Origin of the sequence: Flavobacterium sp. YO12 (assembly GCF_004119495.1) — a bacterium.
In the GTDB taxonomy this organism is placed as follows: domain Bacteria; phylum Bacteroidota; class Bacteroidia; order Flavobacteriales; family Flavobacteriaceae; genus Flavobacterium.
Genome location: NZ_NRQU01000015.1, coordinates 64,763 through 82,029, shown reverse-complemented (window position 1 = coordinate 82,029; position 17,267 = coordinate 64,763). Strand labels below are relative to the sequence as shown.

17 protein-coding genes are annotated in these 17,267 nt (G+C 32.6%); 9 read left to right on the top strand and 8 right to left on the bottom strand.

The annotated features are described in order from the left end of the window. Positions 1 to 250 (bottom strand): hypothetical protein (locus tag BOW55_RS07160; RefSeq protein WP_164975011.1); only part of this gene is annotated, 250 nt, incomplete at its 3' end. A gap of 47 nt (positions 251 to 297) precedes the next feature. After that, on the bottom strand, positions 298 to 1,215 hold the full coding sequence (locus tag BOW55_RS07155) for a S9 family peptidase (RefSeq protein WP_129023576.1): 918 nt from the start codon (positions 1,213 to 1,215) through the stop codon (positions 298 to 300). Positions 1,216 to 1,492: 277 nt separating this feature from the next. Between BOW55_RS07155 and BOW55_RS07150 the strand changes: the two genes are divergently transcribed. The 4 genes from BOW55_RS07150 (at position 1,493) to BOW55_RS07135 (ending at position 4,935) form a co-directional block, all read left to right on the top strand. Beyond that, positions 1,493 to 1,789 (top strand): DUF493 family protein, encoded by a 297-nt coding sequence (locus tag BOW55_RS07150; RefSeq protein WP_129023575.1) that lies wholly within the window; start codon positions 1,493 to 1,495, stop codon positions 1,787 to 1,789. A 3-nt stretch (positions 1,790 to 1,792) separates the two neighbouring features. Next, positions 1,793 to 2,512, top strand: coding sequence for a DUF4290 domain-containing protein (locus BOW55_RS07145; protein ID WP_129023574.1), 720 nt, complete (start codon positions 1,793 to 1,795; stop codon positions 2,510 to 2,512). A 90-nt stretch (positions 2,513 to 2,602) separates the two neighbouring features. Then, entirely contained in the window at positions 2,603 to 3,913 is a 1,311-nt protein-coding gene (gene murA, locus BOW55_RS07140) for a UDP-N-acetylglucosamine 1-carboxyvinyltransferase (protein ID WP_089054134.1), read from the top strand. A 146-nt stretch (positions 3,914 to 4,059) separates the two neighbouring features. Beyond that, a complete protein-coding gene (locus BOW55_RS07135; protein WP_129023573.1) occupies positions 4,060 to 4,935 on the top strand; it encodes a cation diffusion facilitator family transporter in 876 nt (291 codons plus the stop codon). Positions 4,936 to 5,018: 83 nt separating this feature from the next. Here BOW55_RS07135 and BOW55_RS07130 read toward each other — a convergent pair whose 3' ends face one another. From BOW55_RS07130 to BOW55_RS07120, 3 genes are all read right to left on the bottom strand, one after another. Then, on the bottom strand, positions 5,019 to 7,508 hold the full coding sequence (locus BOW55_RS07130) for a DUF5686 and carboxypeptidase regulatory-like domain-containing protein (RefSeq protein WP_129023572.1): 2,490 nt from the start codon (positions 7,506 to 7,508) through the stop codon (positions 5,019 to 5,021). A 70-nt stretch (positions 7,509 to 7,578) separates the two neighbouring features. Then, positions 7,579 to 7,992, bottom strand: a complete 414-nt coding sequence (gene aroQ / locus BOW55_RS07125) for a type II 3-dehydroquinate dehydratase (RefSeq protein WP_129023571.1) — start codon at positions 7,990 to 7,992, stop codon at positions 7,579 to 7,581. A 134-nt stretch (positions 7,993 to 8,126) separates the two neighbouring features. Further along, entirely contained in the window at positions 8,127 to 8,687 is a 561-nt protein-coding gene (locus BOW55_RS07120; RefSeq protein ID WP_089058362.1) for a porin family protein, read from the bottom strand. A gap of 282 nt (positions 8,688 to 8,969) precedes the next feature. Here BOW55_RS07120 and BOW55_RS07115 point away from each other — a divergent pair, with 282 nt between their 5' ends. From BOW55_RS07115 to BOW55_RS07100, 4 genes are all read left to right on the top strand, one after another. Further along, entirely contained in the window at positions 8,970 to 9,524 is a 555-nt protein-coding gene (locus BOW55_RS07115) for an outer membrane beta-barrel protein (RefSeq protein WP_129023570.1), read from the top strand. 201 nt (positions 9,525 to 9,725) lie between these two features. Then, on the top strand, positions 9,726 to 10,226 hold the full coding sequence (locus BOW55_RS07110; RefSeq protein WP_241686504.1) for a porin family protein: 501 nt from the start codon (positions 9,726 to 9,728) through the stop codon (positions 10,224 to 10,226). Positions 10,227 to 10,392: 166 nt separating this feature from the next. Beyond that, on the top strand, positions 10,393 to 11,289 hold the full coding sequence (gene xerD / locus BOW55_RS07105; protein ID WP_089054141.1) for a site-specific tyrosine recombinase XerD: 897 nt from the start codon (positions 10,393 to 10,395) through the stop codon (positions 11,287 to 11,289). 144 nt (positions 11,290 to 11,433) lie between these two features. Next, the gene (locus tag BOW55_RS07100) at positions 11,434 to 12,954 is read left to right on the top strand and encodes a PAS domain-containing protein (protein WP_129023569.1); all 1,521 of its coding nucleotides are present in this window, start codon (positions 11,434 to 11,436) and stop codon (positions 12,952 to 12,954) included. 78 nt (positions 12,955 to 13,032) lie between these two features. Here BOW55_RS07100 and rny read toward each other — a convergent pair whose 3' ends face one another. The 3 genes from rny to BOW55_RS07085 form a co-directional block, all read right to left on the bottom strand. Then, entirely contained in the window at positions 13,033 to 14,592 is a 1,560-nt protein-coding gene (gene rny, locus BOW55_RS07095) for a ribonuclease Y (RefSeq protein WP_089054143.1), read from the bottom strand. 208 nt (positions 14,593 to 14,800) lie between these two features. Beyond that, positions 14,801 to 15,094 carry a cell division protein ZapA gene (locus BOW55_RS07090; RefSeq protein WP_089058357.1) on the bottom strand — a complete coding sequence of 98 codons (294 nt, stop codon included), beginning with the start codon at positions 15,092 to 15,094 and terminating at the stop codon, positions 14,801 to 14,803. Positions 15,095 to 15,099: 5 nt separating this feature from the next. Next, positions 15,100 to 15,390: a hypothetical protein gene (locus tag BOW55_RS07085; RefSeq protein ID WP_089054145.1), complete on the bottom strand. Its 291-nt coding sequence runs from the start codon at positions 15,388 to 15,390 to the stop codon at positions 15,100 to 15,102. Between the two features lie 180 nt (positions 15,391 to 15,570). Here BOW55_RS07085 and BOW55_RS07080 point away from each other — a divergent pair, with 180 nt between their 5' ends. Beyond that, positions 15,571 to 17,265: a M23 family metallopeptidase gene (locus tag BOW55_RS07080; RefSeq protein ID WP_129023568.1), complete on the top strand. Its 1,695-nt coding sequence runs from the start codon at positions 15,571 to 15,573 to the stop codon at positions 17,263 to 17,265. The last annotated feature ends 2 nt before the right edge of the window (positions 17,266 to 17,267 follow it).

The following is a 17,267-nucleotide window of genomic DNA, read 5'->3' as shown; positions in this document are numbered from 1 at the left end:
GTGTAAAGTGAGCAAATGGATTTAATTTATCATTGACTTTTGTGAGTATGTTTTCTGAATCAAATTCAAAAGAATATACTGAATATGAACTTCCAGTTAAACTTGTTTTTTGCCAGATATTGATTTTGTGCTTTTCAATATTTCCGTGTATTTTGTAATCTTTTTTGATGGCGTATATAAAATGGTTTAAAAAGGTATTCTCTTTCTGAACTTGTATTAATTTTTGAACATCTGATTTTGTTATTTCCATTTTTATAAAATAAAATATTTTAAATGTAGTAATTACCCTCTTTTAAATTACTCGCAAAATAAATATTTATCAGAACCTGCACCTTTCACTTTTTTAGAAGGAACAATCAAGTGCGATTCAAATCTTTTGCCTTTCAAAACATCATTCACAAAATCTAAAACATATTGCTGTCCTTCATGAAAAAGGTAACCCGAGAATTCATGTCCGCCGCCGCAAAAAGTAATCAGTTCAATGTCTTTATGTAAATCCTGCATATGATTGTAAACGGCGTAAGATCCAAACAAAATCAGCCAGCCCGAAGCATTTGTTGGACAAGAACGGTGCGAACCTGCGTTGTAAGGAACCGTGTCGTCATTGCTTCCGTGTGCCAATAACATCGGAATCGCTTTTTCTTTGGTAATTAAATTAATATCTTGAATTGCGCCTGAACCACCAATGAAACCTGCATATTTAAAATTTTCAGGCAAATTACGTTTGTATAAATTCATCAATTTATAATCCCAAAACGAAGCATGAAAACCAATTTCGGCACCAGCACTAATTCCAGAAATAAAGATTTTTGAAGTATCAAGATTATATTTGTCTGCATTTTCAATTAAATAAGAAGTTGCCTGCCACATATCGCTTACACCAATTTGAATTGCTTTTATTTTTTCGGTTAAAGTTCCTTTGCATCCAAAATCTTTTCCTTTCATGTATAAACTGTATGAAATGCTCGCAACTGCGTAGCCGTTTTTAGCCATAAACATTCCAAAGTCTTTTTCGCTTGTGCGTTCGCCGCCAGAAAATCCGCCGCCAAATGCAAACAGAATTACAGGAGTTTTTTCATTTGCTTTTTTCTTTGGCAGATACAAATCTAAGTCCAATTTAAGCGTGTCATTTTGAAAATAAGTTAAGGTTTTGACTTCTTGTGCTTGAATCGAGTTTATTGTAAAAGCGATAAAGAGTAAAAAGAGTCTTTTCATTGTAATTTGTTTTAATTTTACAATCCCGATAGTTATCGAGAGCAGAGTTGCAAAGTATTCCAAATATAAAGGTTTGCTATGAATTTTGCCAATTTAAATTTTAAAAGAAATCAAAAAGCTTTGAAATTTAATAAAGAAATTTACGGCAGCATAACTAGTATAAATTCTTGAAATTCGAGATAAAAAAACAGTTGTCTTTTCAATAGAAAAAATCTAAAATTTAAACTCAAAATTCTAAATTCAAAAATCGTATATTTGCGTTTATTTTTAATTACAAATGGAGAACGATAAAGAAAAAAAAACAGCCGAATTTTACGAAAGATTAAAAGTAGAACTTGATAACGCAAATACTTGGCCGGCAGAATATTTGTATAAATTTATTGTGCCAACTGTAGCAGACAATGTTGAGCGTGTCGAAAAAGCTTTTGATGATATGGGCGCTGTTATTAAAACAACAAAATCTAAAACGGGTAAGTTTACCAGTGTTTCTGTAGATGTTACCATGCACAGTTCTGATGCTGTAATTGTTAAATACAAAGAAGTCTCTACAATAGAAGGTATAGTTTCATTATAACTTATGAACGAAAAATATAAAAAAGAAGTCGCGAATGATGTTGTTTTTAATTTAGAATACAATTCTGAAAGACAACGATTAATTATTCCAGAATATGGTCGTCATTTACAAAAATTGATTGATCAGGCTACTGAAATTGAAGATGATGAAACGCGCAACAAAGCAGCGAAATATATCATTCAGGTTATGGGAAGCTTAAATCCTCATTTGCGTGATGTGCCGGATTTTCAGCATAAATTATGGGATCAGCTTTTTATTATGTCTGATTTTAAATTGAATGTAGAATCTCCGTATCCAATTCCATCAAGAGATGTATTACAGTTAAAACCAGATGTTTTGCAATATCCGCAGAACTTTCCTAAATACAGATTTTATGGAAACAACATCAAATATATGATTGATGTGGCCAATAAATGGGAGGAAGGCGAAATGAAAAATGCATTGGTTATGGTAATTGCCAACCACATGAAAAAATCATTTTTGAGCTGGAACAAAGACACCGTAAAAGATGATGTAATTTTTGAGCACTTGTATGAATTGTCGGGAGGAAAAATAAACCTGCTTCACAGTACTGAAGAATTGTTGAACACAACAGATTTGATGCGTACTAATAAGCGTGTTTCAAATAAGATTACACCAGCCGGACAGCCAAAAATTCAAAACAACAAAAACAATAAAGGAGGTAAACAAAAGACCTTTCAAAAAAATAATAATCAGAAATAAAAAAGGGGCTACGATGCTAAGGGACTAAGAGGCTAAAATTTTTAGCTTAGAACCTCAGAATCTTAGAACCTGAGAACCTAAAAGAAATCTATGGGAATTTTTAAAATCGAAGGAGGAACTCCTTTAAAAGGAGAAATCACTCCACAAGGAGCAAAGAATGAGGCGTTACAAATTTTATGTGCCGTGCTTCTAACAGGAGAGAAAGTAAAAATTAATAACATTCCTGATATTATAGACATCAATAAATTAATCACGTTGTTGGGTAATTTAGGGGTGAAAATTCAACGTAACGAACCGGGATCAATCACTTTTCAAGCTGATGAGGTTAATGTTGGGTATTTAGAAACAGAAGCTTTCAAAAAAGAAGGCGGAGCTTTACGTGGTTCTATTATGATTGTTGGGCCTCTTTTAGCTCGTTTCGGAAAAGGATATATTCCTAAACCAGGTGGAGATAAAATTGGTCGTCGTAGATTAGATACACACTTTGAAGGGTTCATCAATCTTGGAGCAAAATTTAGATATAACAGAGAAGACCATTTTTACGGAGTAGAAGCTCCAGAAGGTCTTACAGGAACAGATATGTTATTAGACGAAGCGTCTGTAACAGGAACTGCAAATATTGTAATGGCTGCAGTTTTAGCTAAAGGAACAACTACAGTTTACAACGCGGCATGCGAACCATATTTACAGCAATTGTGTAAAATGTTGAATTCGATGGGAGCTAAAATTACTGGAGTTGGTTCTAATTTATTGACTATCGAAGGTGTTGAAAGTCTTGGCGGATGCGAGCATAGAATTTTACCAGATATGATCGAAATTGGTTCTTGGATTGGTCTTGCGGCTATGACAAAAAGCGAAATCACGATTAAAAATGTAAGCTGGGAAAATTTAGGTTTGATTCCAAATACATTCAGAAAACTTGGAATTACAATCGAAAAACGCAATGATGATATTTATATTCCTGCTCACAAAGATGGATATGAAGTAAAAACGGATATCGATGGTTCAATCTTAACAATTGCCGATGCACCTTGGCCAGGATTTACACCTGACTTGTTAAGTATCGTTTTAGTTGTGGCAACACAAGCAAAAGGCGATGTTTTAATTCATCAAAAAATGTTCGAAAGCCGTTTGTTTTTCGTAGATAAATTAATCGATATGGGAGCAAAAATTATGTTATGTGATCCGCACAGAGCTGTGGTTATGGGACATAATTTTGAATCTCAATTAAAAGCAACAACAATGTCGTCTCCTGATATTCGTGCAGGAATTTCATTGTTGATAGCAGCTCTTTCTGCAAAAGGAACAAGTACAATTCAAAATATCGAACAAATTGATCGTGGATACGAGCGTATCGACGAGCGTTTGAGAGCAATTGGAGCAAAAATCGTGAGAGCGTAAATAAAAGTTAGCCACAAATTTCACAAATTTTTAATTTTTGGAATTTAATTACACGAATTTAGTTTTTTTAATTAGTGAAATAAGACACACTGTTAGTCTTCGAGTAATTTGTGTAATTCGTGGCAGAAAAAAATAAATGTCGTTAAATGACAAATGAACAAAAAGCTGTAAAAGCTACTATCTTTAGTATAGTTGGAAATACCTGCCTGGCCCTTATAAAAGGTCTCGCAGGTTTTTTTGGCAATTCATATGCCTTGATTGCAGATGCGATCGAATCGACAACGGATATATTTTCGTCTTGTCTGGTTTTATTCGGAATTAAGTATTCTAATAAACCTGCAGATGAAAATCATCCATACGGTCATGGTCGTGCCGAACCTTTAATTACATTTTTGGTTGTTGGGTTTTTAATTACATCAGCAACTATTATTGGTTACGAAAGTATTGCCAATATTCAAACGCCGCATGCCTTGCCTAAATCATGGACTTTGTATGTTTTGGGAGCCATTATTATCTGGAAAGAATATTCGTTTCGATTAGTGATGAAACGCAGTAAACAAACAAATAGTTCCTCTTTGGCGGCAGATGCTTGGCATCATCGCAGTGACGCCATTACTTCTGTAGCAGCATTTATTGGGATTTCGATTGCGCTATTTATGGGAAAAGGTTACGAATCTGCAGATGACTGGGCGGCACTTTTTGCTGCATTTTTTATACTTTACAACAGTTATAAAATTTTTAGGCCAGCATTAGGTGAAATCATGGATGAGAATCTAAATGATGATTTAGTTGAAGAAATCAGAATAAAATCATTAACCGTTGTTGGAATCTTGGGAACCGAGAAATGTTTTATTCGTAAAGCGGGAATGAAATATCACGTCGATCTTCATGCCATAGTATCAGCAAAAATATCAGTTAAAGAAGGTCACGATTTATCCCATAAATTACAAGATACCTTAAAAGAAAAAATTCCTCAATTAGGAAATGTTTTGATTCACATCGAACCAGATGATTATCATTGATTTTGAGATTAAAAGGAGCTAAGGTTCTAAGGTGCTGAGAAAAAAACTTAGCATCTTAGAACCTTAGTATCTTAGCAACTTTTTTAATCCAACACATTCAAAATCTTCAGCCCGAAAACAACTCCGTTTTGCTGAATTCTTCCTTGACAAGAATGTACATAATCTACTCTGAATATCTTGAATTTTCCGAAACCTAAATTATCTAAACCAACGGTAAACTCAGTGTAAGGTTTTCTATCAGGAATCGCCAGAGTATGAAATCCTAGATTCATAGTTGATTTTAATAAATTAATCAACGGAATTTTATTGGTTACAAAGCCCATGTCATTGTGCTCTAAGTGCATTTCAAAATAACTGTCATTTGTGCTGTTAGTGTAATAGGGCATTAAATTAAAAACATTCAAATAGCGGTCGCTTGTTCCAATATGCGTTTGATTTCCGTTAAAATGTCTGTAATCTATAAAAGAGATATTTTCGGCATTGAAAAATTTACCTGCTCTAAAGTTCATTCCTAAAACTCCTTTGTTGTTTAAAGAAAGATCATATTGAACAGAAGCGCCGATTCTTTCAAATTCATATTTTTTCTCGCTCGCTGCAAATGCTTTTTCAAAAGCTAAAAATACAGTTGGATATTTTTCATTTTTAATGTTGTATCGTCCGTCAGGTCTCGAAATGTATTTGTTTCCAAAATTAATCCGTGCAGTCAAAGCCGTTTTAAATAAATGATGCTGATCAAATGCAGGAGTTATAAAATCGTTTGGTGCCAGTGGATTATTTGACGTGTAAATATCATCTCTTTTAAAGAAAGAATAATCAGTAGTATTAAAAAGAGGTTTTCGCTGTTCGTATCCAATCTTTGCGTTTAAATTTATTCCGTTTGCAATATCCTGACCATAATTAATTTGTGCAAATTCTAAGTTGTACAATTTCATGTAATTGTCTTTGAAAAACAAGGAGCTTATTGAATTGACAAAATTACTGATAGGTTCAGCACTATTAAATTGTGCCGTTTTTGTTCCTCCAGAAGCCCAGATTGCAGCATGGTTTATGTTGTTAAAACGATGACTGAATTGACCTGTAACACGAAAACGTTTGTCAGAAAAACCATAGTTAAAGGTTGTACTTATAGAAGTTGAAGTTCCTTTTTCTTCATTCCATTTTTTAAAAGAAAATCCAGAATCGAGATTAAAACCTTGAACGGTATTAAAACTTAAAGAACTTAAATTCAATAAGCCTTTATATTCAAAAGAGTATTTCTTGAAAGTATTTTTATAATCATAACCCATTAAAACATCAAATATTTTAAACTTATTGTTTTTAGCGTCGACTGAATCAGTGTATTTTTGAGACTTTCTGATGGTTTGTAAACTGTCTTTTTTAATGTAATCATTACTTTCTTCAATCGTCAAAGGAATTGGACGTATTTGATTCCAAAAAGCATCATCTTTTTTATTTGCATCAGCTTCAAAAGCTACAATTTCATTTCCAAAAGTTTTCTTTTCAAAAGAAGCAGGAAATTCATAATTCGAATACACGTAATTGAATTTTCCAGAGAACTTTACGCCAAAAGCACCAGCATTAAAAGAAAGAGTTTGCGCGTTTTTTGACCAAATTTTATTTTTGACATTATAACTGAAACTCTGTTTTAGATTCATTACTTCAGTAAATTCGTTTTTCATTCTGTATCCTTTTATGTCTAAGTCTACAGCATAAATTGCAAAACTATCATCAACTATATAGATGTAACCTTCAAAAACTGGTTCTTTATCACGTTTTGGTGTTACCTTTATTTTGTTAATCTGCTGATTGTTATCATCAAAAAACGTTCCTTCAAGTTTGTATTTGTAGTAATTGAATGCATTATCGGCGATAGGAGAGATAAGATTAATGTTGAATTCTAATGTGTTATCATAGAAATCATAAGTAGATAAAGTCGCGGTATTATAACTGAATCCGTTATTGTTTCCAGAAATTTTAGAGGCAATGATTTTCTCTTTTAGTTTTTCTGGTTTCTCAAAAGAAATCTTAGATATAGTTTCTGATAAATATAAAATCCCCGTTCCGGTCGAGTCTAAATTTGAAGCCATTTCGTCGCCGATATCGACTTTCATCCCCATTATTTTCTTTGGAAGATCTTTTATTTTAAACATTCCTTTCGAATAAAAATCAGCGGTATAACGAGCTGTTTTTTCAGAATTACTTTTTTTGTTAGCAATAGCACTTTTTATAATAGCATTTGCAGGGTTGTCTCTTGAATTAATTACAACCTCATTAAGTTCAAAATTTTCTTCTTCCATTTTTACATCTAAAGTCAAGCTTTTAGAATCAGAAGCAACGGTTTGTTTTTGGGTTTTAAAACCTAAATATTGAAAGGTGATTTTATTTTTACCAATTTCTTTTACATTAAGCTGGTATTTTCCCTGCTCATTTGAAGTGGTACTGGTATAAGTATTCTCTTCAAAAACAGAAACAAAAGGCAAAGGATTTCCTTTTAGATCAGTTATTGTCCCTTTGATTTGGGCAAAATTGGAAATTGAAAAAATTAAAAAGGCGAGTACAGTAAAGTTTTTCATGAGAGTGGTTTCTCTCACAAAAATAGAATAAGTTAAAAACGAGCTTATTAAAAAATTGTTAAAAAAAGACTTACAAGAAAGATTGAATTGCGAGATCGTAACTTTTTAGACCAAAACCTAAAATTACACCTTTTGCATTTCCAGACAAATAAGACTGATGTCTGAAACTTTCGCGGGCATACGTGTTTGAAATATGTACTTCGATTACTGGCGTTGTAACCGCTTTCATTGCATCGCCTATACCTATAGAAGTGTGAGTGTATGCTCCTGCATTTAAAATAATTCCATCAAAAGTAAAACCGCATTCTTGAATTTTACCAATCAATTCCCCTTCGATATTGCTTTGGTAATAAGAAAGTTCAACATTTGGAAATTTTTGTTTCAACGTTTCAAAATAATCTTCAAAAGTTTGGCTTCCGTAAACTTCAGGTTCTCTCTTTCCTAAAAGATTTAAATTTGGTCCGTTGATAATGCAGATTTTCATAAAGAATTTGATTTTAATTATAAGTGATGTGAGTTCACTTTACATTTTAACTGAAAACATTTCACTAAAGTGTAAAAATAAAAAAACCGTTCTAATTAATTGAACGGTTTTTGTAAAACTATGTGATATTCTTTTTAGAACATGAATCCAGCTGAAAGTTGAACTGTTGAGTTTTTTACATCAGCTTTTGTTGAAACTTCTGTTAGTCCTAATCCGTAACGAGCTTGAACAAAGATACTTTTAGTTACTTTTAGACCTAATCCAGCATTAACGGCAAAATCAAAAGTTTTTGGGTCTTCTGCGTCAAACTCTTTTTTGTTACTTAATAAGAATGAAGCTTGAGGTCCAAGTTCTAAACTAACTGATTTAGTTAAGTAGAATTTTGCCATTACTGGAATAGCTAGGTATCCAAGTTCGTTTTTAAATTCTTTAACTGCATTTTTATATGTTGCACCTTGAGTTGAGTATAAAAGTTCAGGTTGAATAGAGAATTTTTCTAATAATTTAACTTCAGCAACAAGACCAGCATGGTAGCTTGTAATACCTTCTTTGTCAAACGCTACTCCGTTTAGGCTTGCATCTCCAGTTTGGCTTGCAAAGTTAACTCCGGCTTTTACTCCAATTTGTAATAATTGTGCTTGAATGGTTGCTGATGTTGCTAAGAACAATACAGCTGCTAAAAGTATTTTTTTCATAAAAATGTTTTTAGGGGTTTCGTGTTTAAATGTTATTTATTAAGTCAAAACTACATTATTTTCAATTTATTGCTTTATATCAGGCTTTATAAAATTATTAAAATTCACACTTTTTTTTGTGTTTAATCGGCTTTTTTCCTTGTGTTTTCTTCTAATTGTTTGAAAGTCAGTTATTTATTTGTAGTCTAATTCTGTCTTATTTTGATATTTAAATGACTTATTGAGGATCTTTTTCTGTAAGTATAATCTTAATTTCGTATCCCATAATTAAAAAAATAAATTATGAAAAAGGTTATTTTTACTGCTATTGCAGTATTAGGTTTTGCATTTGCTAATGCACAAACTGGAGGATTTGCTAAAGGAGATGCTTTTATTTCTGGAGCTTTAACTGTAGGTTCTACAAAAACTGGTGATGTGAAAACCAGCGGTTTTGAGATTGAACCAAAAGTAGGTTACTTTGTATCTGAAAACATTGCTATTGGAGCAAAATTAGGTTTTGGCTCTGATAAGGTTGGTGATGACAAAACGAATTCATTTACAGCTGGAGCTTTTGGTAGATATTATTTTACTCCTGCTTCTCAGTTCTCAGTTTTTGGTCAAGCAGGTCTTGATTTTACAAACAGTAAAGCTGGAGATTTCAAAACAAATCAAGTTGGTGCAAATGTAGGTTTAGGTTTAAGTTATTTCTTGTCTAATCATTTTGCTATTGAAGCAAGCTGGGCAGGTTTAGAATACAGCGTAAACAACAATGGTGGTCATGGTGCTGACAAAAGCAACAATTTTGGTTTTGGTACTGACTTAAGAGATGTTAGATTTGGAGTAATCTATAAATTCTAAATAAAATATTTAGTTAGTTTTGAAAGGCCTTCCTCTTTTGAGGAGGGCTTTTTTTGTGCGCATATAGAGTTGTGTTGTAAAATCAAATGCTTTTAAATTAGGTGGTTAATCTCTTATTACTATTTTATTTGTTAAATTCCTAGCGTAGAATTATGAAGAATATTTTTATATTTGAACTATATAACGTAAAAACAAATTGTAATGAAAAGAATTATTTTAGCTGCTATAGCAGTAATGGTATTTGGATTTGCGAATGCGCAAAAAACAAGATTCGGAGTTAAAGGAGGTCTTAACATTTCAACTGTAGTTGGAGGAGATGTTGATGATACTAAATCCTTAATAGGTTTTCACGTTGGTGGTCTTGCAGAAATTCATGTTGTTGAGAAATTTTTCATTCAACCAGAACTTTTATATTCTGCACAAGGTACTAAAGTTGATGGCCCTTTGGGAACTGATGCAGATCTTAAACTGAATTATTTAAATATTCCTGTATTGGCTAAATACTATTTTGTAGAGAATAAATTTAGTGTTGAAGCTGGTCCTCAACTAGGTATTTTATTGTCTGCAAAAGCTAATGGTAATGATATTAAAGATTTTACAAGATCTACAGATTTTGGTTTTAATTTAGGAGCTGGATATAATTTTACTGATAATTTGTCAGTAGGTATTCGTTATACGATTTGGTTTGTCTCCTCTTTCTGATGAAGATATTGATAATACAGAGGACTATTATGATAGTGCAAAAAATAGTAATCTAGCATTGTCTCTAGCTTATAAATTCTAATATCTTAAAACGGTATTTTGTATAAAACCTTCCTAAATTTCAGGAAGGTTTTTTTGTGCTCAAAAATGTTTTACTTTGTAAAGTATGAAATGGAATAATTACATAAAAGACTACCAATCGTATTTGCGTATAGAAAGGGGATTGTCTAAAAATACAATCGAGAATTATAGTTTTGATATAGAACGTTTGTGTCTTTTTTTAGAAACTAATCAAATTGACGTTTCGCCTTTAAAAATTACTGATGAAACAATTCAACAGTTTATTTACTCAGTATCTAAGGAAGTAAACCCTAGATCTCAATCTAGAATTATTTCTGGTTTGAAAAGCTTTTTTAATTATTTGGTTTTTGAAGATTATAGAAACGATAGTCCTTTAGAGTTAATTGAGAGTCCTAAAACCGGCAGAAAATTACCTGATACATTGTCTGTGGAAGAAATTGATGCTTTAATTGCTGCAATAGATTTGAGCAGTAACGAAGGGGAACGAAATCGGGCTATGCTGGAAACTTTGTACGGCTGCGGACTTCGGGTTTCGGAGTTGGTTTCGCTCAAAATATCTGATTTGTTTTTTGATGAAGGTTTTGTAAAGATTACAGGGAAAGGAAATAAAGAACGTTTTGTTCCGATAGGAAAGGTAACTCGAAAATATATAGAGATTTATCAAAATGAAATTCGCGTACATTTAAATATTAAAAAAGGTTTTGAAGATACTTTGTTTTTAAATCGCCGAGGTAATCAGCTTACTCGTGCTATGATTTTTACAATAATAAAAGATCTAGCAGTTAAAATTAAATTAAGTAAAACAATTAGTCCGCATACATTACGTCATTCTTTTGCGACACATTTATTAGAAAACGGCGCCGATTTAAGATCGATTCAATTAATGCTGGGACATGAATCTATTACCACAACTGAAATTTATGTACATCTCGATCGAAGTTTCTTGAAAGAAGTGATGCATTCATTCCATCCGAGAAAATAATTTTTTTTTACGCGAAACCTGTGTTTTTAAGCAAAAATTAATATATTGTGTTTGATTTAATGTTAAAAAGAAAGTATAAAAAGCAATAATAAGACTTTTGAATTTGATTTTGATAAAGTAATTGTTTACTTAAAATGACGGCGTATGGTTTTTGATTTTTTTAATAGTGAAGATTGCTTAGAAGTTAATAATTTTTACAAAAAGCTGCTTGCAGAAGTGCCAGACTTGATTTTTCAGTTTGTGATAGATGCAGATAATCAGTATTCATTTCCTCTTGTAAGCAGATCTGTTGATGAAATTTTTGAACTTGCGATAGATAAATTTACAGATGATATAAAACTGATTATCTACGAAAGAATCTTGCCGCAAGATCGTGATATGTTTTTTCAAAGTTTGGTTAAGGCGCGAAAAGAAATTAAGCCTTGGGAGATTGAGTTTAGAGCAGTTTTGCCTAAAAAAGGACTTCGATGGTTTAGAGTTTCAGCTAAAACTGAATTGTCTGATGGTGATAAAGTAAGCTTTTTTGGACATGTTTCAGATATAACTGAACTTAAAGATAAAGAAGAAAAACTTCGTATTTCTGAAGAGCGTTTTCAGTTTGCTCTAGATGCTTCTACGGTTGGAATTTGGGATTGGGATATGGTGACTAATAATGTTTTTTATTCGTCATTATCATTAAAAATTTTAGAATTAGAATCAACTGATATTTTTGACGATCCGGAGCGTTGGGATAAAATTGTACATCCTGATGATCTTCCAAAATATTATTCGGACATCAAGGAGCATTTTGAAAACAAAATACCTTATTACGAAAACTATCATCGCGTAATGACTTCCAGCGGTAATTATAAATGGATTTTAGATCGTGGTAAAGTTATCAAGCGTGATGAAAATGGAAAGCCATTGCGTGTTATAGGAACACATACTGATATTTCATTGCAGAAAGAAAAGGAGCTTGAGCTTTTGAAAACAATGAAATTGTACAGCGATCAAAATAGCCGACTGCTGAATTTTTCGCATATTGTATCGCATAATTTAAATACTCAGGCAGGGAATATTAAGTCAATTTTGGATTTTATTGATGCTGATGGAGATAAAGAAACGGTTACCGAAATGCTCGAACATTTGCGTACGGTTTCTAATGATTTAAATGAAACGATTTCAAATTTGAGTCAGATCGTAAAAACGCAAAGCAATATTAATATAACAGTTGGGCCGTTAAAGCTTTTTGAGTATATAGAGAAAACCATTTCGACAATAAAAGGTCACAGCAAACAGAAAAAGGTCACAATTATAAATAATGTGCCGGAGTACTTGATAATAAATTTTAATCCTGCTTATTTAGAAAGTGTTTTGTTGAATTTTACAACTAATGCCATAAAGTATGCGCATCCTGACAGAGATCCAGTTATTATTTTTGATTATGGTTTGGAAACAGATGGGCATAAATCATTGAAGATTACAGATAATGGTTTAGGAATTGATTTGAAGGTGTACGGCGATTTGTTGTTTGGAATGTATAAAACATTTCATAAACATGAAGAGGCGCGCGGAATAGGTTTATATATTACCAGAAACCAAATAGAGGCTATGAAAGGAACGGTTTCTGTAGAAAGTGAAGTAGGGGTAGGAACGAGTTTTAAAATCACGTTTAATGATCTTTAAAAGCTTCGTAGTTAGATAGAATTAAAAAAGGCAGTTCGTAGAGAACTGCCTTTTTTGTTTTTATGTGTGGATTGGCTGTTATTTTGCAATATTTACAGCTCTTGTTTCTCTAATTACGGTTACTTTAACTTGACCTGGGTAAGTCATTTCAGTTTGAATTTTTTGTGAGATTTCAAATGATAAGTTTGCCGCATTGTCATCAGAAACTTTTTCACTTTCAACGATAACACGAAGTTCTCTACCAGCTTGAATTGCGTAAGCATTTTTAACACCGCTGAATCCGTAAGCTACTTCTTCAAGATCTTTCAAACGCTGAATGTATGAATCTAAAACTTGACGTCTTGCTCCTGGTCTTGCTCCTGATATAGCATCACAAACCTGAACAATTGGTGACAATAATGATTTCATTTCGATCTCGTCGTGGTGTGCACCAATAGCGTTGCATACTTCTTCTTTTTCTCCGTATTTCTCAGCCCATTGCATACCTAATAGTGCGTGAGGTAAATCACTTTCTGTATCTGGAACTTTACCAATATCGTGTAGTAAACCAGCTCTTTTAGCTAATTTTACATTTAAGCCTAATTCGGCTGCCATGATACCACAAAGTTTCGAAACTTCTCTTGAGTGTTGTAATAAATTTTGTCCGTAAGATGAACGGTATTTCATTCTACCAACAACCTTAATTAATTCTGGGTGTAATCCGTGAATTCCTAAGTCAATAACAGTACGTTTACCAACTTCGATAATTTCGTCGTCGATTTGTTTAGCTGTTTTTGCAACAACTTCTTCAATTCTAGCTGGGTGAATACGTCCGTCAGTAACCAATTTGTGCAATGACAAACGAGCAATTTCTCTACGAACTGGATCAAAACAAGAAAGAATGATTGCTTCTGGTGTATCATCAACGATAATTTCAACTCCAGTTGCAGCTTCAAGAGCTCTAATGTTACGACCTTCACGACCAATGATTCTACCTTTTACATCGTCAGATTCGATGTTGAATACAGAAACGCAATTTTCAACAGCTTCTTCTGTTCCAACTCTTTGAATTGTATTGATGATGATTTTTTTAGCTTCTTGTTGCGCAGTAAGTTTAGCCTCTTCAATTGTGTCTTGAATATGAGACATTGCTTTGCTTTTAGCTTCTGCTTTTAAGCCTTCAACTAATTGTTCTTTCGCTTCTTCTGCAGAAAGTCCAGAGATAACTTCAAGCTGCTGTAATTGACTTTTGTGTAACTTGTCAACTTCAGCTTGTTTTTTGTCTAAAACTTCAATTTTATTGTTGTATTCAGCTGTTTTAGATTCAAAATCGTCGTTTACTTTTTTAGCTTTTGAAAGCTCATTAGAAACTTGAGATTCTTTATCACGTACTCTTTTTTCTACTTCAGCAACTTTTTTATCTCGTGCTAAAATAACTTGTTCGTGTTCTGATTTTAATTCGATAAAACGCTCTTTTGCTTGAAGAATTTTATCTTTCTTAATATTTTCGGCTTCTAAATTAGCGTCTTTTAAAATCGAAGCTGCTTCTTTTTTTGCGTTTTTTATTAGGTTTGAAATATTACTTTTCTCGATAAATTTAGCTATTGCAAAACCAGCTGCAATACCTACTATACCAATAATGATCGTTATGATGTCCATGTTTGTTAAGGTTTATATATAAAAAAAGCCTACATTAATTGCTTGAATAAACTCGTAAAGACAAGTTTTGAGCTAACTCACTGTTCAAGTTTCCCAGCCAAAGGAGGGCATACTATAGTAGTGATGATTTGCTCATTCTAAATTGTTAGTGTTGAGTTTACCAATTGTGAACTAATGTAGGCAGTATCTTAGTTTCTGTAAAGAACGTTTAGTTTTCGAGATATTGATCTAAAAGCAAATTTAATTTTTTAATTCTTTCGATAGTTTGCTCGCCATCGATTGCGTTATCAATTTGTTTTTGTTCCACTTGCGATGCAAATTGCAGTGCGCACATGGCTAATACATCTTGTTTGTCGCGAACTGCGTAACTTTCTTCGAACTGCTTAATCATGGCATCAATTTTTTTTGAAGCACTTCTAAGTCCTTCTTCTTGAGCTGGATCTACCGTTAATGGGTAAACTCGGTCTGCAATTGATATTTTGATTTTAAGCTTTCCGTCCATGTTATCTAATCTGATAGTTGTGCTATACAGTAATCAATTTCGCGAATTAATGAATTTATTTTAAGCTTTGTCTCTCTCTTGTTGTCGTCGCTGCCAAGCAACGAATTGGCTATCTTAAGTGTGTCATACTGCTTCTTCAAAGCTTCAATCTCCTCAGATTGTTTTCGAATAATTTGCGCAGCTTTGGCTAATTCTAATTGTAATACCTGATTATTCTTTTCCAAGCTTTTTGATTTCTCAAACAGCTTTTCGATTTTATATTCAAGAGTATCAATTATTTCGGCAATTACACTCATTATACATCCTATTCATTACTTAATCATACAAAGTTAATATTCCTTTTTATTAATGCAATTTTTTATCGATTTTTTTGCATTAAAAATAGACAAATAAATGAATTTCAATCAATTGTGTTTTTGTGGCTGTATCTTCGGTTTTTCCCTGTTAATTTTTTATCTTAGCAAAAATGTTATTTTATGAGATTTTCTGTATTTGCCCTTTTGTGCGGCCACTTTATTTTTGCCCAAACACAATATCCTAAAGATTATTTTCGTCCGCCATTAGATATTCCGATGCAGCTTTCGGGTAATTTTGGAGAATTAAGACCAAATCATTTTCATGCAGGTTTTGATTTGAAAACCAATCAGAGAGAAGGACTCAATGTCTATGCAATTGCCGATGGTTATGTGTCGAGAATTAAGATTTCGACGTTTGGAAACGGAAAATGTATTTACATCACGCATCCAAACGGGTATACTTCTGTTTATGGGCATTTGCAAACTACTAAAGGAGCGATTCAAGATTTTGTAACCAAAGCGCACTATGCTGAAAAGGCTTATGAAATTGAATTATTTCCGAAACCAGGCGATCTTCCAGTTACAAAAGGACAGTTAATTGCACTTTCTGGAAATACAGGTTCATCTGAAGGACCGCATTTGCATTTTGAAATTAGAGATACAAAAACGGAGTTTGTAATTAATCCAATTTTCTTTGGGTTTGATAAAAATATTAAAGATACAAAGAAACCAACTTTGTCAAGTTTGTATGTTTATCCATTAGACAATGCCTCAGTTAATCAGTCCAAACAGCCTTTGTTGTTAAACATGACGCTGCAAAAAGACGGAACTTATCTTGCAGGAAAAGTAAAAACGAATGGAAAAATTGGTTTTGGAATTAATGCTGTTGATACTGATGATGTTTCTTTTAATAAAAATGGCGTTTTTAATGTTTCGACATTTTTGAATGGAAATCAAAATTACAACTATCAATTTAATACCTATTCATTTGATGAAATGCGTTACATCAATGCATTTATTGATTATTCGCGATACAAAAAAACAAGTCAGCGTGTTCAGAAGCTTTTCATGAAAACACCTTTTGCGTTAAGCATTATAAAAACAGATGCGTCTAGAGGGATAATTACGGCAGAACCTAATTTGGCGTCAACTTATAGAATTGAAGTTTCAGATTATTACGGAAATCTAAATTCAATCACAGTTCCAATCGAATATGATTCAGCTGTTCCTTTGGTGCCGGCAGAAGCGAGTACATCTAAGTATTTTGTTAAATACAATAAAGATTCTAATTTCGAAAAAGACAATATGTCTGTTTTCTTTCCTGCAGGAACATTTTACGATGACTTTAATCTAAATTTTGATGTTAAAAACAATCGAATTTATATTCATGATGATACCGTTCCTGTGCATTCTAATTTTACTATAACCATCAAGGATAATACTTATTCTGAAGCCTTGCGCGACAAAGTTTTTATTGGAAGAATAAGCGGAGCAAGCAGCAGTTACAACGGTACGGTTAGAAAGGGAGATGTTTATACAGCAAAATCAAAAGTATTAGGACAATATGGTTTAGTATTAGATACTATAAAACCCGTTATTAAAATTACAAAGCCGGTTCAGGATAAATGGATCAGCGATCAGAAAAAAATCGAGTTTATTATCAGCGATTCTTCGTCAGGAATTAAATCCTATAACGGCTATTTGAACGGAAAATGGGTTTTGTTTGAATATGAAAATAAAAACAAAAAGATTACTCACACTTTTGATCCTCAATTGCTGCTTGAAGGAGCAAATGATTTAAAAATTGAAGTAATTGATAATGTAGGGAATTCTTCTATCTTTGAAACACGTTTCCTTAGAAGTCAACAAAAATAAAA